Below are 20,433 nucleotides of genomic sequence, written 5' to 3' on the forward strand. Positions count from 1 at the left end.
TGATCATGAAAGACCGCGTTTTCCTCGCTGAACTGTCGTGGCCCGAGGCCCAGAAGCGGATCGCCGCCGGCGCTCCCGTCTTCCTGCCGCTCGGCGCGACCGAACAGCACGGCCACCATATGGCGATGAATGTGGATGTGGTGATCCCGACCGCCATCGCCGAAAAGGTGGCGTCGCAGGTCGGAGGGCTGGTGGCGCCGACGATCGCCTACGGCAACCGCTCGCAGCCCCGGTCAGGCGGCGGCCCGACCTTTCCCGGTACGATCAACATCACGGCACAAACTTTCTCGCTTCTGCTCAAGGATGTGATCTGCGACCTGTATCGTCAGAAGGTCCGACGCATCGTTGTGCTCAACGGCCATTACGAGAATATCGGCCCGTCGATCGAGGGCATCGAACTGGCGCTCGACGCCATCGGCCGCGAACGTGCGACAGATCTGACGATCCTGCGCGTCGACCACTGGGAGATGGTGCGCGGCGAGACGCTGGCGAAAGTGTTCCCCGACGGCTATCCCGGCATCGAACTGGAGCATGCGAGCGTGATCGAGACGTCGATGATGCTGGCGCTGCGCCCTGAACTCGTCGACCTGGGCAAGGCGCTGCATGACGGTCCCGCGCAATTCAAGCCCTATGACCGCTATCCCAGACCGGCCGAGGACGTGCCGCCGTCCGGCGTCCTGTCGTTGACCGAGGGCTCGTCGGCAGAAAAGGGCCGATGGCTGCTCGACGACTGCGAGACGCGGCTCGCCGACATCGTCAAACGTGAATTCTTCTGAGGTGACGACAACCATGAACAGCAATTTCTTCCAGCCGATCGACGCCGCCGCCGTTCCCCGCTTCGCCGGGCTTTCGACCTTCATGAGACTGCCGGCCGTGGCAAGTGCCGAGGGGCTGGACATCGCACTCGTCGGCATACCGTGGGATGGCGGAACGACCAACCGCGCCGGCGCGCGCCATGGTCCGCGCGAGATCCGGAACCAGTCCAGCCTGATGCGGCGGGCCCATCACGTCTCGGGAACCGAACCATTCAGCATCGCCAACGTTGCCGATGTCGGCGACCTCTCAGTCAATCCGATCAACCTCCTGGACGGGCTGAAGCGTATCGAGGACGGCATCGCAGCGATTGTCGCAGCGGGCACCATTCCGCTTGCTGCCGGCGGCGATCATCTGACGACGCTGCCGGTGCTGCGTGCGGTCGCGCGCAAGGCGCCGGTCGGCATGATCCATTTCGACGCGCATTCCGACACCAATGACCGCTATTTCGGCGACAATCCCTATACGCATGGCACACCTTTCCGGCGGGCCATCGAAGAGGGCTTGCTCGATCCCAAACGTGTCGTCCAGATCGGCATCCGCGGTTCCATCTACGAGCCCAACGAGCATGGTTGGGCGGTCGCTCAGGGCATCCGCATCATCTACATGGAGGAGTTCGTCCGGCGAGGCGCGGCCAGCGTCATGGAAGAGGCACGGGGCATTGTCGGCAGCGGTCCCACCTATGTGACCTTCGACATCGACTGCATCGACCCCTCGATGGCGCCCGGCACCGGCACTCCCGAGCTTGGCGGCTTCACCACCCGCGAAGCGCAGGAAATGGTCCGCCTTCTCGACGCCGTGACCATAGTCGGCGCTGATGTCGTGGAAGTGGCACCACCGTTCGATGTTGGCGGGATGACGGCGCTCGCGGGGGCGACGATGATGTTCGAGCTGCTGTGCGTAATTGCCAAGTCCGTCGCTGCAGGCAGGGTTCCGCAGGCCTGAGGCGTGCGCGTCGCCTCTGAACGCATTGATGCGACGCGCTAAAGTCCTTGTCTTCATGAAATCCTGCTGTGGATTGGGAGATCGCAGCGTCACGGCTGCGTCGGCCGCGTGGCGGCCGACAGTGCGTCGATGTCGTCGTAGAGCGCCTGGCTGTGGTGGTAGAGCCGATCGAAAACGGGTTGGGTGCGCCTGTAGGTCTCGGCCCATCCGGGGTCCGGCAGGATTTCGGCGCCGTAGCTCACAAAGCGCTCGGCCGCCTGTTCGACGCGCGAGAAGCGCCCTGTCGCCGTCGCGGCCATCGCGGCACAGCCGACAATGCCGCATTCGGGCTCCCGCGGAACCAGGATCGGAATGTTGAAGGCACTCGCCTTGATCCTCAGCCAGAGTTCGGTGCGCGCCCCGCCACCCGCGGCGATGACGCGCTCCAGCGGCTTGTTCGACGCGTGTTCCATGATGCGAATGTGGCGCGTCATGGCAAAGGCGATGCCTTCCAGGATCGAGCGGTGCAGATGCTCCGTGCCATGCCCGGCGCCCAATCCGAAGAACTGTGCGCGGGCGTTGCGATGGCGCCCCAGACGCTCGCCGGTGAGAAAAGGCATGAACAGCAGTGCGTCGCAACCGGCGGGTGCCTCGGCGGCGCGGGCGACGATCTCGTCGTAGGACAGCGCGTTGCCGTGGAAGGCACGACGTGCCCAGCGCATGCCGTCGCCGCCAGTCTCCAGCAGCACGAACTGCGCCCAGTTGCCTTCGATCGTCGCAACGTTCGAGATCTCCGGGTCAAGCAGCGGCTTCTCCGCGATCGCCGTGATGATGGCGCCCGTGCCGGTGCTGTCGGAACCCATTCCCGGGCGACAAGCGCCTGAGCCGAGCAGTGCCACCGGATAGTCGGCGCCACCGACCAGCACTGGGGTTCCAGAGCGCAGGCCGGTGTCGCGCGCCGCCTGTTTGGTGACGTGGCCGACGATATCCAGCGGGTTGCGGATCGGCGGCAGCCTGGCGGCGTCCAGACCCATGCGCTCGATCATCACCGGCGACCAGTCGAGCCGCTCCGGGTTCATGAGGAAGCTGCAGGACGCGTCGCCAGTATCCATGGCAATCTCGCCGGTCAGCCGGTAGTTGATATAGTCCTTCGGCATGATGGCGACTGCGCTGCGGGCGTATGCGGCGGGATCGTTGTCTCGGACCCATTGCAGTTTGAAGCCCGGCCATGCGGGGGTCGGCGTGTTGCCGCTTTCGGGCAGGTAGCTGTCCGGCTCGTTTGCTTCCTCGAAGCGACGTACGAGATCAATGGTGCGCTTGTCGTTCCAGAGCGGCGCCGTGTCGCGCGTCAGCGCTCCGTTCGCATCGAGCAGGACCAGCCCGTGCATCTGCCCGCAGACGCAGATGGCGGAGATGTTTTCGCGGGCGCCATCGACGCGGTCCAGCACCGTCTTGACGCTCGTTCGCGCACCCTCCCACCAGTCGATGGGCCGCTGTTCGGCCCAGCCGAATTCCGGCACGATCTGGTCGTGCTCTCGCGACGCAAGTTCGAGGATCTTGCCGGTGACATCGATCAGTGCGGCGCGGACGCTGCCGGTGCCGACATCGATGGCGAGGAAAAGCTCGCCGCTCATTTCAACAGAGTCCTGAGATGGGCAACATGTGATCCTCTCGGTCAGAGCGAGCGCGGCGTGACGAGAATGCGTTCCATGGCATTAGGCTTTCGCCGCTTCGATGGCGATGCGCGACATCTCATCGAAATCCGGCCCCGACACCGGGATCGCGATGTCGAACACCTCTGCGATCACCTGCGTCCAGCCGTGCAGGAAATACGTCCAACCGTCCTCGATCCGCAACTGCTGTCGGGCCTGCTGCCGCCTTGCCTGGTCGAGGAAGATCAGCTCGCCGCGATAGTTGAGATCCCAGGCAATGCCGCGCCTGGGGAACACGCCTTCATCGGTGATCGGCGAGCCTGGGGCGTCCTTGCCAAGTCCGGTCGCGTTGATCACCAGCGAGCCTGGTTTCAGCGCCGCCAACGCCTCATCATTGATCTCGGGTCGGTCTGCCAGGACATATTGGATCTCGACCGTCGACATCATGTCTCTGTGGATGCGCTCGATTTCGTCGAGACGCGGCTGCGAACGGTCGGTGACAATGATGCGCGAAGGTCCACGTTCCTTGCGCATCAGGTGCCAGGTGATTGCTATCGTCGATCCGCCGGCGCCCATCGACAGGACTTCGGCGCCGGTGTCCGCAAAGTATCCCGCCGGGATGAAACCGTCTATCGCAAGGCCGGAAGAGATCGGATCCTTGGCATGGCAGATCAGCTTGCCGCCCCGCTTCGACAGGCAGCTGGTCTCGTGCATCAGGCGGGCGTGCGGATCGATCACGTCGAACAGGTCGCGCGCCGCGTTGAAGAGATCGATCTTGTGCGTGGTGACGAGCGCGCCAAGCGACAGCGGGTCGGATTTTATGAAGGAGACGACCTCACGGTAGGCCTCCGGATCGGCATGGAGCGGAAAGTCGATGCCCTTGAGAACCGCATCCTTCAGCCGGAGGTGGCGCGCCCATGCAGGGAAAACCCGCATGATCGAGCTGCTCGTCGTCGTGACGCCGATAAAATAGAATGTCGGCTGGGTAGCCGGCCGATAGCGGCTCATTCGCCATTCTCCCGGATTTTCTTCGCGCGCGGTGCAGCGCTGCGAAGTGAAGCAGCGATCTCGACGGGAGCCGTCATGCCAGCACCGTGAGGGATTGTTGCCCGTAGAGGGCGGAGACCAGCTTTGCGTCGCGCGGTCGCCAATCCGGGTTGTCGACTTGCCTCCAGCCTCCATCGCCGGCGACCACGCGCGAGCGCATGCCTCCCGATCTCGCGATGATCTCGTAGTCCTGCCCTGAATCGGCGGGGTAGCAGAACAGCATCACCAGATCGTCGTCCCCGACATTGATCGAGCGGTGGATCCAGAACGGCGGAACATAACAGACGGTCTGGGCATCGATCGGCACGATCCGAACCTCGCCCTCCGGCGATTCCATCAGCATGAGGCCGTGCCCCTTCTGGCCATAGTAGATCTCGGGCCGGTCGGCCTGCCTGTGGATATGACCGCGCGTCATGAAATATTCGTCGCCGACCCTGCCGGGCGCCATGCGCGTAACGCCGAAAATCAGGTCGCCCGACTGCTCGGTCGGTCGGAACTCGGAGACCTCGTAGACGATGCGCTCGCCCCATGTCGCGCGCATGGCTTCGAAGGCCGCGGCATCGGCGTAGAGCCCGTCCAGATCGCGGAAGCGCTTCTGGTAGCTGCCGGTTGCATTTGCCATCGCACCGGTCGACAGATCGACCTTGCATCCAATGGGCTCAAACAATCTCGTCAAAGGACTGCCTCATCTTGCATCGCCGGGGGCGTCGGCGCTGATCTGACCAGCACCTCCTGATTTCAACAAGAACCACACTTGCTTTGCAGGGTACGATTTGCTCTCCCTATGCGGACCAGCTTGGAGGTTGCTGGATTATGGCAGATTTCGACCACGAAGCACACGACAGTAGGTTGGACGTTGTTGCCATGCCACTGCCGCTTTCGCGCTGCGTCTTGCCGTGTCGCTGTCGACGCACCGACTACCGGCTGACAGCCTTCTCGACGCCATAACCGGCCTTAAGTGAGAGAACTGCCTTGCTCCTCCAAGTCGCTTTCGACAAGCCTGAACACCTGGCCCTTCTCCCGCAGATGAAGGAGTTCGCCGACATCATCGAGATCGGCACGCCGTTGCTGAAACGCCTTGGCCTCTCGGCCATCACCACGGCGCGCGAGCTCTGCCCTGACGTCATGGTGTTGGCTGATACCAAAACCGTCGATGCCGGCCAGTTCGAGGCGGATATGGTATTCGGCGCCGGTGCCGCGTTCATGACGGTCCTGTCATGTGCTTCGTCCGCCACGCATGAGGCGGTGGGAAAACGTGCCGCCGCCTTCGGCGCGACGGTCATCGTCGATACCATCACCGAGTCGGGTAAGGCAGAATTGCTTCCCTTGAATGCTGTCTTCCCCGAGAGCTTCGGCTATGTCGCGGTCCACTCGCCAACCGATGCGCGGCTGGCGGGCAACACCTCCACGTCACATATCGACGCCGTGAGAAAGATGCATGATCGCGGCTTTCTGGTTTCGCTCGCCGGCGGGATCGGCCCCGATACGCTGGAAGCGGTGATCGCAGTCGAACCCGAAATCCTCGTGGTTGGCAGCGCCATTACAGAATCCGCAAGCCCGAAAGAGGTAACACGATGGATTCGCGACAGATTGCTCAATCCAGGCCGTGGCTGGCCGTGGGACAGGAGATAGCCGATCTTCTTGGCCGGATCGACGCCGACACCTTTGCAAGGCTGGTGCAGGCGTTCGATGACCCCGATCAGCGATGGTTCTTTTCCGGGCAGGGACGCTCCGGCCTTGTCGCGCAGATGGGTGCGATGCGGTTCATGCATCTTGGCCGGATGGTGCATTTCGTCGGCGAAGTATCGGCGCCATCGATCCGCAAGGGCGATGCGCTGCTGATCGTCTCCGGCTCCGGGGAGACGCCGGTTAGCACAGGCTTTGCCCGCATCGCCAAGGCGGAGGGCGCCAAGGTCGTTACGCTGACGCATAAGCCAGCGGGAACCCTGGCCGGCATTGCCGATGTCATGCTGCATGTCCCTGTCGGGGAATCGCAACAGTTTGGCGGCAGCCTGTTCGAGCAATCCTGCCTTGTCCTGCTCGACAGCGTTGTGCTCGGCCTGGCGCAGCAGATACCCGACGCGCACAGCCTGATGTTGCACCGCCACACCAACTTGCAGTGACTGCGCACCCTCGGGTCGCGCCCGAGGGCATGCTTTAGGGCGATATGCATCAGCCGGGAAGCTCGCTGGGCACCTCACCTTCCGTTGCGGCAAGGCACTGGACTCGCTGTGCGATGCCGATATTGTGCTTGGCAAGCGTTGGTGCCGTGCTTTGGCGACGGCAACCGACGGGGAGATACCGGCGGCTTGGTTCGGAACAGGTCCCGGTCAATATGGGAGGAAGTCTGATGAGAATTGGGACCTTTCTGGCCGGCGTTTCAGTCTTTTCCGCGCTGGTTGGCGCGCCTGCCTTCGCGCAGGACAAGCCGTTTGCGGGAGTTACCGTGAACGTCATTACGCAGACCGGTGCGATTCAGGAGCCGCTGCAGAGGCGCGCGCCCGAATTCGAAGCGCTCACCGGCGCCAAGATCAATGTCATCGCGGTGCCCTTCTCGGATCTCTATCAAAAGATCCTCACCGACTGGGCGAGCGGCACCAACTCGGTCGACGCCGGGGTGTTCGCCCCGCAATGGATGGTCGACTACATTGCCGGCGGCTACCTCGAGGACCTGACGCCGCGGGTCGAGGCCGACAAGGACATCCAGCAGGACGATGTTGGCGCGTTCTTCCGGGACTTCTCCGAGAAGTACAGCGGCAAGACCTACATGATCACGCTCGATGGTGACTTCCACATGATGTACTACCGCAAGGACGTGCTGGAAGCGGCCGGCCTGGCGGTGCCGAAAACCTGGGACGAGTATCTCGAGGTCGCCAAGGCCACGCATGGCAAGGACATGAGCGGCGATGGCACGCCGGATTTCGGCTCATGCATCGCCAAGAAGCGCAACGCACAGAGCTATTGGTTCGTCACCGATGTGGTCGGCTCGATGACCCAGTCCAAGGGGACCAGCCAGGGCACCTTCTTCAATACCAAGGACATGACGCCGCTCGTCAACAACGATGCCTTCCGCAAGGCGCTCGACTTCCTGTCTGAATCGACCAAGTACGGCCCGCCGGACGAGTTAAACCTCGACGTCAGCGATACAAGGCCGCTCTTCGCTTCCGGCCGCTGCGCGCTGAACCTCGACTGGGGTGATGTAGGCACGATCTCGATCGATCCGGCCCAGTCCAAGGTGATGGGCAAATGGGGCGCGGCGATCATGCCCGGATCCAAGGAGGTTCTGAACTGGGACACCGGCAAGCTCGAGGCCTGCACGGCCGAAAATTGCCCGCACGCGATCGACGGCGTGAACCATGCACCATTCGCCGCCTTTGGCGGCTGGGGCGGCGGCATCAACGCGGCGGCCGATCCGAAGGTGAAGGACGCCGCCTACGCCTACTTCTCGTTCATGACGCAGCCGGCACAGTCGAACGCCGACGTGACCGTCGGCGGCACCGGCTTCAACCCGTACCGCACCTCACAGCTCAGCTACAGCGACCTTTGGAAGAAGGCCGGCATGAGCGAGGAGGAGGCTAAAGTCTACCTGGGCGCGATCAATGACAGCATGAGCAGCCCGAACATGATCCTCGACCTGCGCATCCCACAAAATCAGAAATACCAGCAGGTCGTGCTCGACGAGGCGGTGTCGCGCTTCCTCGCCGGCGAAATCGACAAGGAAGCGACCGTCGCGGCGGTCGAGGAAGGCTGGAATGAGCTGAACGAAGAGATTGGCAAAGACGAGCAGCTCAAACTTTACAAGGCGACTATCGGCGCCAAATAGGCGTCAGGCAATCGACTCGGCGTGGCATCGGTCCGCGCCGGGTCTCATGCCTGCCCCACTTTCCCGGGTTATGATGACCGCAACCGACACTATGCCAGAAGCTGCCGACCGTCGCAGCTGGGCCGAATGGCTGGACGGTCACTCGGGCCGGATCATGGTGCTGCCAGCCGTCATCGTGCTTCTCTGCTTCGCGATTTTTCCGCTCATCATCTCGGCCTATCTCGCGCTTTCGCGCTTTGCGCTCGCGTCGGGCGGATTCACGCTGAAATTCATCGGACTTTTGAACTTCCGCAAGCTGCTGGTCGGCTCACAGCAGTATCACCTGCTCGGCAAGTTCGGCACGTTCGGCTTTGTCCAATCCGCTTTGCTGGCGTTGATCGCGGCAGGGCTGCTGTTTCTTCTCGCCCGCTATCTCCGGCGTGGCAGGCCGACCGTCGTCGGCACCGTTGGTCGCCTTCTCGCGATGGCAATGGCCATGGGCCTGGCGGTACTTGCGCTGGCCACCATGGCGCCGGGCGGCGTGCCAGGGACTGTCGTCAACACGCTTCTCTACGTGTTCGTCGGCGTATCCGTGCAGTTCGCACTGGGGCTGGGCCTCGCGCTCCTCTGCGGCCAGCCAATCCGCGGCCGGAATTTCTTTCGCGTCCTCTTCTTCATCCCGCTGATGGTGACCCCGGTCGGCATCGCCTACACGTTTCGCATGCTCGCCGACATGCAGAAAGGTCCCTTCGCCCCGCTCGTGCGCGCTTTCGGCATCAGCGAGTGGTCGTGGGCCACAGAGGCCTGGTCGGCACGGCTCATGGTATTGGTCGGCGACACCTGGCAGTGGACGCCGTTCATGTTCATCGTGCTGCTGGCGGCCATTGAGAACCAGCCGCGCGATCAGGTCGAGGCGGCGCGGCTCGACGGGGCCAACGGCTTCCAGATTTTTCGCGACATTACCTGGCCAGCGATCGCGCCGATTGCCGCTACCGTCGTGCTGATCCGGCTGATCGAGGCTTTCAAGATCATCGACCTGCCGAACGTGCTCACCGGCGGCGGCCCTGGCCTGGCAACGGAATCGATGACGCTCCATTCCTTCATTTCCTGGCGCACCCAGGATCTCGGCGGCTCGGCCGCTGTCGGCTACATGCTGCTCTTCATCTCGACCATCGTATGCGTCTCGTTCTTCAACTTCGTGGTCCGGCCGGCGCGCCGGTTCGAAGCATGAGCGCCGAGCCGCGCTCACTGGCGCGCCGGCTGTTCGAGCCGGCTTCGATCGACAGCCAGGCGCCGGTCGCCAGGGTCGTGACCTATGCGCTGCTGTTCCTGTGGGCGCTGGTCGTGGTGATTCCGCTCTACTGGGTGTTGATCACCTCCTTCAAGGGGCCAGGCGAGGTCGACAATGGGCCGTTCTATCTCCCGTTCGTCGACTTTGCCCCTTCGCTGCAGGCATGGGATTTCATGCTCGTGCAGAATTACACACTGCGCCCTTATATGAATTCCGTCGTCGTCGCGGTGGCCAGCACGCTGCTCGCAGTCCTGATCGGCTCGCTGGCGGCCTACGCGCTCGTGCGTATCCGCTTCCAGGTGAAGCTCGCCGCCGTTGCGCTCTTCTTGATCCTGCTCACCGCAATCATCGTGGCGGTGGCCACTTTCGGCGTGCGGTGGGAGATCGCCATTGTCGTGGCCGCCGCTCTCTTCATCATTGCGCTGTTCACGCTCGTTGGACGCACGAGGCTTGCGGTCGGCAACAACGACATTGAATTCTGGATCATCTCGAACCGTATCATGCCGCCGATCGTCGCCGTGTTGCCGATCTACGTGATGTTCCAGCAGATGCGCCTGCTTGACACGCAGGTGGCGCTGATCGCCACCTACACCGCCATCAACCTGCCGATCGTCGTGTGGCTGACGCGCGATTTCTTCGCCGGCATCCCGCTCGACCTTGAGGAGAGTGCACAAATAGACGGAGCCTCCAAGTTCCGCGTGTTCTTCACCATCGCGCTGCCGCTGGTGCGGTCCGGCTTGGTTGCGACCTTCCTGCTGGTTCTGATCCTTGCCTGGAACGAGTATCTGCTGGCCCTGTTCCTTTCCAATGTCGACGCGCAGACCATGCCAGTGCTGGTATCGGCACAGAACACGACGCGCGGGCCGCAATGGTGGAACATGTCGGTCCTGATCACCGTGATGATCGCCCCCGTGATCGTCATCTCCAGCATCCTGCAGAAGCACATCGCGCGCGGGCTGCTGGTCGGCGCAGTGAAGGGCTAGTCAGTATGCGGGTCACGCTGTCCGATATCTACAAGTCCTTCGGCGCGGTCGAGGTGGTCAAAGGGCTCGACCTAGAGATCGAGGACGGCGAGTTCCTGGTGCTGCTCGGCCCTTCGGGCTGCGGCAAGACGACGGCGCTGCGCATGGTCGCCGGGCTTGAATCGGTGAGTTCCGGTCGCGTCCTCATCGGCGACCGCGACGTCACCCACGTGCTGCCCAAGTATCGCGACGTGGCGATGGTGTTCCAGTCTTACGCGCTCTATCCGCACATGACGGTTGCGGAGAATATCGCATATCCGCTGAAGCTGCGGGGCGTGCCGCGCGCCGAACGCGACGCCTCCGTCCGCAGCGCCGCAGTCAAGGTCCACCTTGAGGAGTTTCTCGATCGCTATCCACGGCAGCTTTCCGGCGGTCAGCGGCAGCGCATCGCGCTCGCCCGCGCCATGGTGCGGCGGCCGAGCGTCTTCCTGATGGACGAGCCGCTCTCCAATCTCGACGCCAAGCTGCGCGGCTACATGCGCTCGGAGCTGAAGCGCCTGCAGGCCGACCTGGGCGTGACGACGATCTACGTCACCCACGACCAGATCGAGGCCATGACCCTGGCTCACCGTGTTGCCATCATGAACCGCGGCGTCGTGCAGCAGATCGCGACGCCCCGACAGATCTACGACGATCCGGCGAACCTGTTCGTCGCCGGCTTCATCGGCTCGCCGCCGATGAATTTTCTCCAGGGCGAGCTGGTCGAGGGGACTTTCGCCTGCGCGGGAGGACGATTTGCGACCAGTGTCGCCGAGAGCCGGAAAAAGGTCACTGCCGGCCTCCGTCCCGAGGATTGCCGGGTCACCGGCCCATCGGAGGGCAAGATCGCGGCGCGGGTCTACGCTGTGGAACTGATCGGCGATCATACCTTGATCACCTGCCAGTTCGGTGGCGCCACCGTGACCGTCAAGGCCGACAAATCGGCGCACTACGATATGGATGAGCCGATCGGCATCACCTTCCAGGACGACGCTGTCTTCCTGTTCGATTCGGAAACCGGAGCCCGCATCGGCGACCGCGCCCATAGCCAGGCGGCCGCGTGACTCTCGCTAATTCTCCTCCACAAACACCTCTTCGCGCTTTTTCTTAACCGCCGGCAGGAAGACGATGACGAGCACGGCGAACGCGATGAAGAGCAGGCCGGCGCTGATCGGCCTCGTCACGAAGGTGGTCGGGTCGCCGCGCGCGAGAATCATGGCGCGGCGCAGGTTTTCCTCGAGTAGCGGCCCGAGCACGAAGCCGAGCAGCAGCGGCGCGGGTTCGCAGCGCAGCTTGGTCAGGAGGTAGCCGAGGAAGCCGAAGAAGGCGACGGCGTAGAGGTCGTAAATGTTGGTGTTGACGCTGTAAACGCCGATCGAGCAGAACGCCATGATGATCGGGAAGAGCACGTAATAGGGGATCGTCAGGAGTTTTACCCAAAGCCCGATCAGCGGCAGGTTCAAGATGATCAGCATCAGATTGCCGATCCACATCGAGGCGATGATGCCCCAAAACAGCGCCGGCTGTTCGATCGCGACATTGGGGCCGGGCACGATGCCCTGGATGATCATCGCGCCGATCATCAGCGCCATTACCGGGTTGGCCGGAATGCCGAGCGTCAGCATCGGGATGAAGGAGGTCTGCGCGCCGGCATTGTTGGCCGATTCCGGTCCGGCGACGCCTTCGACGGCGCCCTTGCCGAATTCCCCCGGGTTTTTCGATACGCGCTTTTCGACCGTGTAGGAGGCAAAGGCTGCAAGGATCGCGCCGCCTCCCGGCAGGATGCCGAGCGCCGAACCGATGATCGTTCCGCGCACGATGGGCGCCGCCATGCGGCGAAAGTCCTCGCGGGTCGGCATCAGGCCGGAGACCCTTCGGATCATCACGGAGCGCTCGTGCTCGTTTTCGAGGTTGCGCAGGATTTCGGCAACGCCGAAGACGCCGACCGCCACCGCGACGAAATTCAGCCCGTCGGCATATTCGCGGATGCCAAGCGTGAAGCGCGGCGTGCCGGTGTAGATGTCGGTGCCGACAATGCCGAGCAGCAGGCCGAGCACGACCATCGCCAGCGCCTTGACAATCGAGCCGTGGGCGAGTGCGACGGACGAGACGAGGCCGACGATCATCAGCGAAAAATATTCGGCTGCGCCGAATTGCAGCGCGATCGCCGTCAGCGGCGGGGCAAAGATGGCGACGAGGAAGGTCGACACCGTGCCGGCGAAGAACGAGCCTATCGCCGCGATGGCGAGTGCCGCCCCAGCGCGGCCGTTCTTGGCCATCTGGTAGCCGTCGATTGCGGTGACGGCTGACGAGGATTCGCCGGGCATGTTGATGAGGATGGCGGTGGTCGAGCCGCCATATTGCGCGCCGTAATAGATGCCGGCGAGCATGATCAGGGAGGAAACCGGGTCGCCGATCTGGAAGGTGATCGGCAACAGCATGGCGATGGTGGCGGTGGCGCCGATGCCGGGCAGGACGCCGATCAACGTGCCGAGAAGGACGCCGATCAGGCAGAAACCGAGGTTTGCCAGCGACGTGGCCGTCGAAAAGCCGAGCGCGAGGTTGTCGAGGAGTTCCATGTTTATCTCCTCAAAACTGCAGCCACGGGCCGAAGCGCCGGAACGGCAGCCCAAGCGCATAGCTGAAGACGAGGAACGCAAACAGCGTCAGGCAAGCGGAGAGCACGAGCGCGGTCAGCGGCCTCATGCGGCCGCTGGCAAAAGATGCGATCAGCGCCGTCAGGAAGATCGACGGGAGGAAGCCGAGGCCGCGCACGGTCAGGCCGAAGAAGATCGGTGCAGGGAGGATGAACAGCATGCCGCGCCAGGCTACATGGCCGATCGGCTCGCTCTCGAAGCGCACCGCTTCGACGAGGATGACGGCGCCAAGCAGGATCAGGACGATTGCCAGGACCAGGGGGAAGTAGCCCGGTCCCATGCGGAAGGCGGTGCCGATTTCGAGGCCGAGCGACTGCAGCGCGAAAAATCCACCGAGAAAGATGAACAGCGCGGCGCATATGCCGTTGGTCGTGTCGATCGTGAAAGGTTTCATGACGTCCTCCCAGGCCCGTGCCGCGGGCGCCGGTGCAGTGCGAAAACGGGGGCAAAGCGAAAAACGGGGCGCTGGTGGCGCCCCGTTTCCTAAAACATCAGTCAGCGTACTGGCCGGCGGCTTCGATGATCGGCTTCCAGCGCGCGATCTCGCCTTCCAGCTTGGCCTTCAGCGCGGCCGGTGTCGCGTCCGTGTCGGGCGACGGCTTGGTGCCGAGTTCGGCGAAGCGGGCGACGACATTCGGGTCCTTCAGCGCGACTTGAAGCGACTTCGACAGGCGCTCGGTGACCTCGGCCGGCGTGCCCTTGGGCGCGTAGAGGCCGTGCCAGATGCCGACCTGCACGTCAGGGAGACCGGCTTCCGTCGTTGTCGGGACGTCCGGCAGAACATCGAGGCGTTCAGGCGAGGTGACGGCGTAGACCTTGATCGTGCCGCCCTGGATCTGCTTGGTGGTGTTCGTCGACTGATCGCACATGATGTCGACCTGACCGCCGAGTAGATCGGTCATGGCCGGGCCAGTGCCCTTGTAGGGCACGGTGACCAGCGGGGTGCCGATGGCGCTCATGAATAGCATGCCGCACAGATGCGAGGCCGCCCCTATGCCGGCATTGGCGACGGTGACGGTATCCTTGTTGGCCTTGGCGTAGTCGACCAGCCCCTTCAGATCCGTCGGCTCGAGGTCCTTGCGGCCGACGATGGTCATCGGCACCTCGGTGACGAGGCCGACATATTCGAAGCCGTTCAGCGTGTCGTATGCGAGCTTTCGGTACAGCGTCGCGCTTGTCGCCATGCCGATATGATGGAGGAGCAGCGTATAGCCGTCCGGCTCGGCGTTCGCGACGCGACCGGCGCCCAGCGTACCGCCGGCGCCGCCGACATTCTCGACGATGATCTGCTGGCCGAGATCCTTCGACATGGCTTCCGCGACCAGGCGCGTGACTGTGTCGGTCGGGCCGCCGGCCGAAAACGGCACCACGACGGTGATGGTGCGTTCGGGATAGGTTTGCGCGCCCGCGGCGAACGAATACAGCGTGACGGCTGCGGCGGCGGCCAGAGCGGCGGCGAACTTTCTCATCGTGATTTCCTCCCAGGATATGAATTCCCAACCGCTGCCTAGAGTTTCTCTCAATACCGGCTGTGGATGGACCAATAACTAGCGCATGTTAGCGGATTGCAATCGGACTGAAACCGCAAACTGCGATTATGTACAACCGTCCGCGCAAAATGGGCCGGGGGCGAGGCCGACCCGCGGCGAATTAAGCTCTTGTCGACTTTCGAATGGCATGTTCGACGCCGCGAAGTTCGGCCAATCCCTTGAGCCGACCGATGGCGGGATAGCCGGGCTGGGCCCCACGCGTCAGGTCATCGAGGATATCCTGGCCATGGTCGGGGCGCATCGGGATGACGGCGTCCGGGCGGCCTTCCTTCTTGCGCCGCGCTTCCTCGTGGAGCAGCGCCGCCACCACCGCCACCATATCGGTGTCGCCGGCAAGATGCTCGTCCTCGTGGAACGAGCAGGGGGTGCCTGGCTCTTCCTTGCGCACATTGCGCAGATGGGCGAAGTGGATTTTCGGCGCCATCCGCCCGATCATGCCGGGCAAATCATTGTCCGGTCTTGCGCCGAGCGATCCCGTGCACAGTGTCGCGCCGTTGGCCGGGCTGTCGACTGCGTCCAGAATGTACCTGTAGTCGGCCTCGGTCGACATGACGCGCGGCAGGCCCAGCAGGGGAAACGGCGGATCATCGGGGTGGCAGCAGAGACGCAGGCCGAGACGTTCGGCCGTGGGCACGACCTCCGCCAGGAAATCGACGAAATGCCGGCGCAGGGTTGTTGCGTCGATGCGGTCATAATTTGACAGTTGAGCCGCGAGACCGTCGAGAGACGTGTCTTCGGTCGAACCTGGCAGACCGGAATTGACGCTTCTTGCCAGAATCTTCCGCGCACCGTCATCCATCTGCGCGTATCGCTGCTCCGCCTCGGAGACGATCTCCGGTGTGTAATCGCCGAGCGCCCCTTGGCGTTTCAGGATATGGATGTCGAATGCGGCGAAGTCGATCAGATCGAAGCGCATGGTGGTGCCGCCATGCGGCAGGCGCCAGGCAAGGTCGGTGCGGGTCCAATCGAGCACGGGCATGAAATTGTAGCAGATGACCGAAATGCCGGCCCGCGCCAGGTTTTCCAGCGATGTAATGTAGTTGGCAATATGGCTGCGCCACTCGCCGACCTGCGTCTTGATCGCTTCGGAAACCGGCAGGCTCTCGACAATCTCCCAGTTCAGATGGCTTGCGCTTCCATCGGGCAAAGACGCGACTTCGCGCTGACGTCTTTCGATTTCGGAGGGCAGCCAGATGGCGCCGTGAGGAACGTGGTGAAGCGCCGAGACGATGCCTTGCGCCCCGGCTTGACGCGCATCCGCGATCGTCACCTTGTCGACCGGGCCGAACCAACGCCACACATGTCTCATTCGAACACCTCTTTAAAAGGGAATCGCCATGCGGCTGCACCCCGCGCTTCCGCCGCCGTGACCGACCCGCTGCTCCTCTTTCAGCGGCTGCTATCAGATTCCGGTGTATCTGACACCCCATCCTGCTCGGCCGGCCAACGGCGATGCACCGATGCTGATCCATCGACGCGAATGGCAAAAAGCGGCTGCCTCAACGAACGCCAGCGCGAAATTCCCTGGCTAGAGCAGCGCTTCGTATAGATCCCCGATCTTTTCAACTTCGAAATCCGCTGCCCTGCTTTTCAGGATGGCGGCAGAAGTGGGGTGGTCCAGCATATCAGCTATAGCCTTTGCCAGGGCCGCGGCATCGCCGACCGGCACCAAGGCGCCGAAACGCCCGTCACCGAGAATCTCGCGCGGGCCATGTGGCGCATCTGTGGAGACTACCGGGACGCCCGCAGCCATGGCCTCGACCAACACATTGCCAAACCCCTCGCTCGTCGAGGAAAGGACGAACAGATCGGCTGCGGCATAACAGGCCGCGGGGTCGTTGACGTAGCCAGCAAAGAGCACATCGGCGCCGATGCCGGATTCCTGGACATAGGCGCGCAACTCGGCAGCCAGTGGACCTTCGCCGAAGATGACAAGCCGAGCGCGGCGGTCGGCGCGCAGGATAGCGAAAGCCCGGAGCAAGGTCCGGTGATCTTTGACCGGCACCAGGCGTCCAGCGGTGGCGATGACCGGGCCATCGCCCATCGTCGCCAGCTTTGCCTGCCAGGCGTAGGAATCTTCCTGTGGCGCCGCAGCCGGCGGCAGCGGGTTGTTGATGACGATAACCTTGGATTTGGGGAAGCCGCGGGCCACAATATCGCGACCGACACCCACTGAGACGGCGATGGCTTTGGTTGCGCGCGCTGCAACCAGCGCGGAAAGCCAGACCGCTATTCTCGCGCCGAGGCTGCTGGAAGGCAGTGAGGCGGCTGCGTGAAAGCTTGGAAAGAACCGCGCTCGGCTTCGCGCCAGGAGAAGCGCCAGCGCTACGACCAGATTGGCAAATTCCGGGGCGCTATAGACCGCATGCGGACCAAGGCGGTTGAACAAACGTGCGCTTCGCACGATGCCTTTCAGCGTCTCCCGCTTGCCGTAACCCTCGCCCCGGATGGGAAGGTCGAAATCGACCAGATGCACGGCAGGGGAGCGCAGCGCGGCGTTAGGCCCTTCCGCGTTCCAGGTAAAGAGTGTGACATCGTGGCCACGCGATGCCAATTCATTCGCCATGAGGACGAAGACACGCTCGGCGCCGCCGCCCCTGAGACTGGCAATGTGAAAAACAATGCGCTTCGCCATGCCTGGGTTCAGGCTCGGCTGACGTCGATGCCTGATCGGTTCGGCGGCTGGCGCACGTCGCGCACTATGCCCATGGCAAGGGCGAGCAGCATGCCTAGAGCAAAGCCAGCGAAAGCTCCCAGGCCTGCCACCAGCGGGGTGCGGGGCGGCCACGAGCGCCCCTTTGGCGGCACCGCAGTGGAAATCACCTGTACATTCGTGGTGTCGATCTGCTCGCGCTCTGTGATTTGGCGCGCGCGAGCCAGGAAGCTTTCATAGATCGTCCTCCTCGAGGCGGCATCGCGTTCAAGCTCACGCAGGGCGACCTGGGACTCGCTGTCGGTGAAAACATTGCTCTTCAGATCGTTCATCCTGGCGCTGAGGGAAGCCAATGAGGCGTTGGCTTTATCCAGGTTGGCTTTTGCGGTGCCGACCGTGCGCGCGAACTCCGCCCTGAGTTGAGAACTGACGGTTTCGAATTCTGTCCTCAGCCTGACGATCGTCGGGTGGCGCGGACCAAAGGTCATGGACTGTGAATCGATTTGCTGCCGCAGGCCGTTTGCCTTGTCGCGCAGTGCTGCGAGCGCTGCCGAAACCGTGGGGTCAGGATTGGCTCCATTGACACCGGAAGCAACCAAGGCGTCGTAACTTGCCTGCGCAGCGATGACGCGCGATTGCGCCTGTCCAATTTCGCTATTGAGCTGCGTCATCGTCTGCGAACTGACAAGCTGGCCATTGCTGGAGGACAGGTTGTGGCTGCGCCTGTAGCTCTCGACCTTCTCTTCGGCCGCCTGCACGTCGCGCTTGAGTTGGCCGAGCCGGCCCTCAAGAGCAGCTGCGGCACGGCTGGCACCAGCAGCTTCGGCCTTGGCCAGTTCGTCCTGGAAAGCCTTGACTATGGCTTGCGAGATCAGGATCGCCTTGCCGGTGGTTTCTGCCGAAACCGAGAGGGTTGTGACGAACGAGGTTTCATCTGCAGCGACGCTGACCCGCTCCGCCAGGCTTTTCTGGGCGATAAGCTTCGGATCGGACTTGCCGCCACTCGCTGCAACGCCAGAGGTGGCGGCGCTCTGGTCCGGGTCGAAAAACTCCGGATCGTTGGCCAGACCGAGTTCGTCCACTACACGTGCGAGCACATTGCCCGAGGTCAAGATGCGCTGCTTGCTGCGCGCGTTGAGCAGTTGGCTATCGACCTGGCCCGGTTGCGAGTAGAGATCGTTTTCCACAACCTGCAAATTGGCGGGATTGATGAGGATTTCCGTCGTAACGGTATAACGCTGTTTGCTCAGCAACCCATAGGCGGCGCCGATGACGCCGCCGGCGACCGCCAGCATGCATGCCACGATGAGCCCGGCACGCAGCCAGACAAACAGGCGTCGAAAATCGAGCTCAAGGAAATCGCCGATCTTGTCGAGCGTCACCGTTGGGACAGGCTCGGGCGTGTGCGGAGTGACAGGGGCGGGGGTCCGTGCCATGACTGGGGCATCCTGTTGCAGCCTTGCCCTGCTGGCGCGCCGCGCATTGGCGATCCGCTCGAGTGCGCTGATACCGGGATCCGCTGCAGAGGGAGGGGTTGTGCCGGAAGCGGCGGACATGGTGCTAACTCTGGTTATTCGCTTTGCGGGCCAGCACTACAGAAATATCGTTAACATCTCATTTTCCAAGTTGGCATATTTTCCCGGTTCACGCGCCGCGTTCGTTCGGCGGTCCCTTGAATGGATCTCGTTGGCCAGAATGCCGTTTGAATACCTCCGCCTGGATGGGCCATGAGTTATCCTGCTGCCGCATCGGAACGATTGTTGTCCAGCCAGGCGCGCCGCCAGAACGCGCTGTCGCTTCTGTTTTTCCTATGCGCCGCGTTCGCGTTCCTGCTCCGTTTCACGGTGTCACCGCAGATCATGAACATGGTCGTCGACTATACTGCCGATGGTGGCTCATTCTACGAGAAACTGCATCTTGGCACCTATGCTATCTTTCTGCTGCTTCCTTTCGTTCTTTTCAGCCGACCGTTTCTGCTGCAGGGCGACGAAATTGGAATATTCAAGGCTTTGCTGCTCTATTCCATGCTGATTTTCGCGCTGGTGCCGTATCTGTTCGTCACCGGCCGTGCGGGCTCCTCCGGGTTCATCATCGATACCTATCTGGTGGCGGGCGCCGCAGGCCTGTTGATGCTGGCCATGAACGCGGAAGTGCGGCGAGCGTTGGGCGACGTCGTGCTTGGAATGGTGATCCTCAGCGCCGTGATGGGCACGATCGAAGCGGTGACTCAACATCGATTTCTGCCTTACGGTCTCAACGAGCTGCAGTTCAGGCCAATCGGGCTATCGGCGCACCCGTTGGCACTAGGCGCGCTCTGCGCCACAGCCATCGGATTCGTGCCGCTGACGCGCTGGCGCATATGGGTGCGGGTGCTGGCGATCTTCGTTTTGCTCGTCGGTTGTGCTGCGTCAGGCGCTCGCGCCGCCCTGATGCTCGCTGCCGCAGAAACCCTCATTGTGCTGATGTTCGTGCCTTGGCCGCGCCTGACTCTCAAACATCAGCGGCAGGCCAAGTCCGTCGTGCTGCTGTTCGCCCTGGCGGGCGGCGCAGTGCTGGTGGCCATACTGTTTTCGGGCGGGCTGCTGAACCGGTTCGGCAACACGATCTTTGACGAAAATTTCATGGCTCGGGTGACGATCTACCAGGTGTTCGGACTTGTTAGCTGGAAAGACGTCCTGTTTGGCATGAACGTCGACGACCTCCTGGCGATCGTCAACGAGAAGCTGCATCTGCCCTACATCGAGAGCGCGCCGGTGGTCATCATCATGCTCTTCGGCTTGCCCATAGCCGTGCTCTTTATCGTGCTGGTATTCTGGTTCATTTTTCGGCTGCTGCGCGGGGCGCCGCTGCCGGCATGGATCGGCACCATGACGTTCCTGCTTGCTGCGCTGTCGAACAACGCGCTCTCTTCGAAATCGCCGGAGATCACCATTATCGTGGTGTTGCTGCTTGCCTATAGAAACGAGCCGTTTCGAAGCCGGCCGAAGAGCATACTGTCGGCCGCGGCTGCATCCGAGCCGACACCGGATCGGCTTGGCTAGCG

The 20,433-nt window shown here is 62.8% G+C and carries 18 protein-coding genes; 9 read left to right on the forward strand and 9 right to left on the reverse strand.

Annotated elements, in window-relative coordinates; translation table 11 throughout:
* Positions 1-5: 5 nt before the first annotated feature.
* Both CIT26_RS32545 and speB read left to right on the forward strand, forming a co-directional pair.
* Positions 6-776 carry a creatininase gene (locus CIT26_RS32545; protein ID WP_095496546.1) on the forward strand — a complete coding sequence of 257 codons (771 nt, stop codon included), beginning with the start codon at positions 6-8 and terminating at the stop codon, positions 774-776.
* 13 nt (positions 777-789) lie between these two features.
* Positions 790-1,758: an agmatinase gene (gene speB, locus CIT26_RS32550; protein ID WP_095496374.1), complete on the forward strand. Its 969-nt coding sequence runs from the start codon at positions 790-792 to the stop codon at positions 1,756-1,758.
* An 89-nt stretch (positions 1,759-1,847) separates the two neighbouring features.
* On the opposite strand, the gene CIT26_RS32555 is transcribed toward speB, so the two are convergent.
* The 3 genes from CIT26_RS32555 to CIT26_RS32565 form a co-directional block, all read right to left on the reverse strand.
* Complete coding sequence (locus CIT26_RS32555; RefSeq protein ID WP_095496375.1) at positions 1,848-3,371, reverse strand: xylulokinase; 1,524 nt, start codon at positions 3,369-3,371, stop codon at positions 1,848-1,850.
* Positions 3,372-3,452: 81 nt separating this feature from the next.
* Positions 3,453-4,397, reverse strand: a complete 945-nt coding sequence (locus CIT26_RS32560; RefSeq protein ID WP_095496376.1) for a shikimate dehydrogenase family protein — start codon at positions 4,395-4,397, stop codon at positions 3,453-3,455.
* A gap of 73 nt (positions 4,398-4,470) precedes the next feature.
* Positions 4,471-5,112, reverse strand: a complete 642-nt coding sequence (locus CIT26_RS32565; protein WP_095496377.1) for a glucose-6-phosphate isomerase — start codon at positions 5,110-5,112, stop codon at positions 4,471-4,473.
* Between the two features lie 296 nt (positions 5,113-5,408).
* Here CIT26_RS32565 and CIT26_RS32570 point away from each other — a divergent pair, with 296 nt between their 5' ends.
* The 6 genes from CIT26_RS32570 to CIT26_RS32595 all read left to right on the forward strand — a co-directional run bounded on the left by CIT26_RS32570 (position 5,409) and on the right by CIT26_RS32595 (position 11,594).
* Positions 5,409-6,068 carry an orotidine 5'-phosphate decarboxylase / HUMPS family protein gene (locus CIT26_RS32570; RefSeq protein WP_095496378.1) on the forward strand — a complete coding sequence of 220 codons (660 nt, stop codon included), beginning with the start codon at positions 5,409-5,411 and terminating at the stop codon, positions 6,066-6,068.
* Complete coding sequence (locus tag CIT26_RS32575) at positions 6,053-6,559, forward strand: SIS domain-containing protein (RefSeq protein ID WP_167391614.1); 507 nt, start codon at positions 6,053-6,055, stop codon at positions 6,557-6,559. The genes CIT26_RS32570 and CIT26_RS32575 overlap by 16 nt, the downstream gene beginning before the upstream one ends.
* 227 nt (positions 6,560-6,786) lie before the next feature.
* Positions 6,787-8,259, forward strand: coding sequence for an ABC transporter substrate-binding protein (locus CIT26_RS32580; protein WP_095496380.1), 1,473 nt, complete (start codon positions 6,787-6,789; stop codon positions 8,257-8,259).
* Positions 8,260-8,350: 91 nt separating this feature from the next.
* Entirely contained in the window at positions 8,351-9,469 is a 1,119-nt protein-coding gene (locus tag CIT26_RS32585) for a carbohydrate ABC transporter permease (RefSeq protein ID WP_167391615.1), read from the forward strand.
* Positions 9,466-10,512, forward strand: coding sequence for a carbohydrate ABC transporter permease (locus CIT26_RS32590; protein ID WP_095496382.1), 1,047 nt, complete (start codon positions 9,466-9,468; stop codon positions 10,510-10,512). The genes CIT26_RS32585 and CIT26_RS32590 overlap by 4 nt, the downstream gene beginning before the upstream one ends.
* Positions 10,513-10,517: 5 nt before the next feature.
* Positions 10,518-11,594, forward strand: a complete 1,077-nt coding sequence (locus CIT26_RS32595) for an ABC transporter ATP-binding protein (protein ID WP_095496383.1) — start codon at positions 10,518-10,520, stop codon at positions 11,592-11,594.
* A 6-nt stretch (positions 11,595-11,600) separates the two neighbouring features.
* Here the strand turns inward: CIT26_RS32595 and CIT26_RS32600 are convergent, their stop codons facing one another.
* The 6 genes from CIT26_RS32600 to CIT26_RS32625 form a co-directional block, all read right to left on the reverse strand.
* Entirely contained in the window at positions 11,601-13,109 is a 1,509-nt protein-coding gene (locus tag CIT26_RS32600) for a tripartite tricarboxylate transporter permease (protein WP_095496384.1), read from the reverse strand.
* Between the two features lie 10 nt (positions 13,110-13,119).
* Positions 13,120-13,581 carry a tripartite tricarboxylate transporter TctB family protein gene (locus CIT26_RS32605; protein WP_095496385.1) on the reverse strand — a complete coding sequence of 154 codons (462 nt, stop codon included), beginning with the start codon at positions 13,579-13,581 and terminating at the stop codon, positions 13,120-13,122.
* Between the two features lie 97 nt (positions 13,582-13,678).
* Entirely contained in the window at positions 13,679-14,656 is a 978-nt protein-coding gene (locus tag CIT26_RS32610; protein ID WP_095496386.1) for a tripartite tricarboxylate transporter substrate-binding protein, read from the reverse strand.
* A 181-nt stretch (positions 14,657-14,837) separates the two neighbouring features.
* A complete protein-coding gene (uxuA, locus tag CIT26_RS32615) occupies positions 14,838-16,046 on the reverse strand; it encodes a mannonate dehydratase (RefSeq protein WP_095496387.1) in 1,209 nt (402 codons plus the stop codon).
* Positions 16,047-16,265: 219 nt separating this feature from the next.
* Positions 16,266-17,372, reverse strand: coding sequence for a glycosyltransferase (locus CIT26_RS32620; protein ID WP_095496388.1), 1,107 nt, complete (start codon positions 17,370-17,372; stop codon positions 16,266-16,268).
* Between the two features lie 8 nt (positions 17,373-17,380).
* Positions 17,381-18,772: a GumC family protein gene (locus CIT26_RS32625; RefSeq protein ID WP_245319641.1), complete on the reverse strand. Its 1,392-nt coding sequence runs from the start codon at positions 18,770-18,772 to the stop codon at positions 17,381-17,383.
* Between the two features lie 345 nt (positions 18,773-19,117).
* Between CIT26_RS32625 and CIT26_RS32630 the strand changes: the two genes are divergently transcribed.
* Positions 19,118-20,431, forward strand: coding sequence for a VpsF family polysaccharide biosynthesis protein (locus CIT26_RS32630; protein ID WP_095496390.1), 1,314 nt, complete (start codon positions 19,118-19,120; stop codon positions 20,429-20,431).
* The last annotated feature ends 2 nt before the right edge of the window (positions 20,432-20,433 follow it).

The sequence above is a fragment of the Mesorhizobium temperatum genome, assembly GCF_002284575.1.
In the GTDB taxonomy this organism is placed as follows: Bacteria; Pseudomonadota; Alphaproteobacteria; order Rhizobiales; family Rhizobiaceae; genus Mesorhizobium; species Mesorhizobium temperatum.

What these genes read in the sequence shown, in the direction of transcription:
- speB (WP_095496374.1), top strand. Translation starts at nt 790, where the DNA reads ATGAACAGCAATTTCTTCCAGCCGATCGACGCCGCCGCCGTTCCCCGC.
- CIT26_RS32605 (WP_095496385.1), bottom strand. Translation starts at nt 13,581, where the DNA reads ATGAAACCTTTCACGATCGACACGACCAACGGCATATGCGCCGCGCTG.
- CIT26_RS32610 (WP_095496386.1), bottom strand. Translation starts at nt 14,656, where the DNA reads ATGAGAAAGTTCGCCGCCGCTCTGGCCGCCGCCGCAGCCGTCACGCTG.
- CIT26_RS32630 (WP_095496390.1), top strand. Translation starts at nt 19,118, where the DNA reads ATGAGTTATCCTGCTGCCGCATCGGAACGATTGTTGTCCAGCCAGGCG.
- uxuA (WP_095496387.1), bottom strand. Translation starts at nt 16,046, where the DNA reads ATGAGACATGTGTGGCGTTGGTTCGGCCCGGTCGACAAGGTGACGATC.
- CIT26_RS32600 (WP_095496384.1), bottom strand. Translation starts at nt 13,109, where the DNA reads ATGGAACTCCTCGACAACCTCGCGCTCGGCTTTTCGACGGCCACGTCG.
- CIT26_RS32595 (WP_095496383.1), top strand. Translation starts at nt 10,518, where the DNA reads ATGCGGGTCACGCTGTCCGATATCTACAAGTCCTTCGGCGCGGTCGAG.
- CIT26_RS32545 (WP_095496546.1), top strand. Translation starts at nt 6, where the DNA reads ATGAAAGACCGCGTTTTCCTCGCTGAACTGTCGTGGCCCGAGGCCCAG.
- CIT26_RS32560 (WP_095496376.1), bottom strand. Translation starts at nt 4,397, where the DNA reads ATGAGCCGCTATCGGCCGGCTACCCAGCCGACATTCTATTTTATCGGC.
- CIT26_RS32620 (WP_095496388.1), bottom strand. Translation starts at nt 17,372, where the DNA reads ATGGCGAAGCGCATTGTTTTTCACATTGCCAGTCTCAGGGGCGGCGGC.
- CIT26_RS32590 (WP_095496382.1), top strand. Translation starts at nt 9,466, where the DNA reads ATGAGCGCCGAGCCGCGCTCACTGGCGCGCCGGCTGTTCGAGCCGGCT.
- CIT26_RS32555 (WP_095496375.1), bottom strand. Translation starts at nt 3,371, where the DNA reads ATGAGCGGCGAGCTTTTCCTCGCCATCGATGTCGGCACCGGCAGCGTC.
- CIT26_RS32580 (WP_095496380.1), top strand. Translation starts at nt 6,787, where the DNA reads ATGAGAATTGGGACCTTTCTGGCCGGCGTTTCAGTCTTTTCCGCGCTG.
- CIT26_RS32585 (WP_167391615.1), top strand. Translation starts at nt 8,351, where the DNA reads ATGCCAGAAGCTGCCGACCGTCGCAGCTGGGCCGAATGGCTGGACGGT.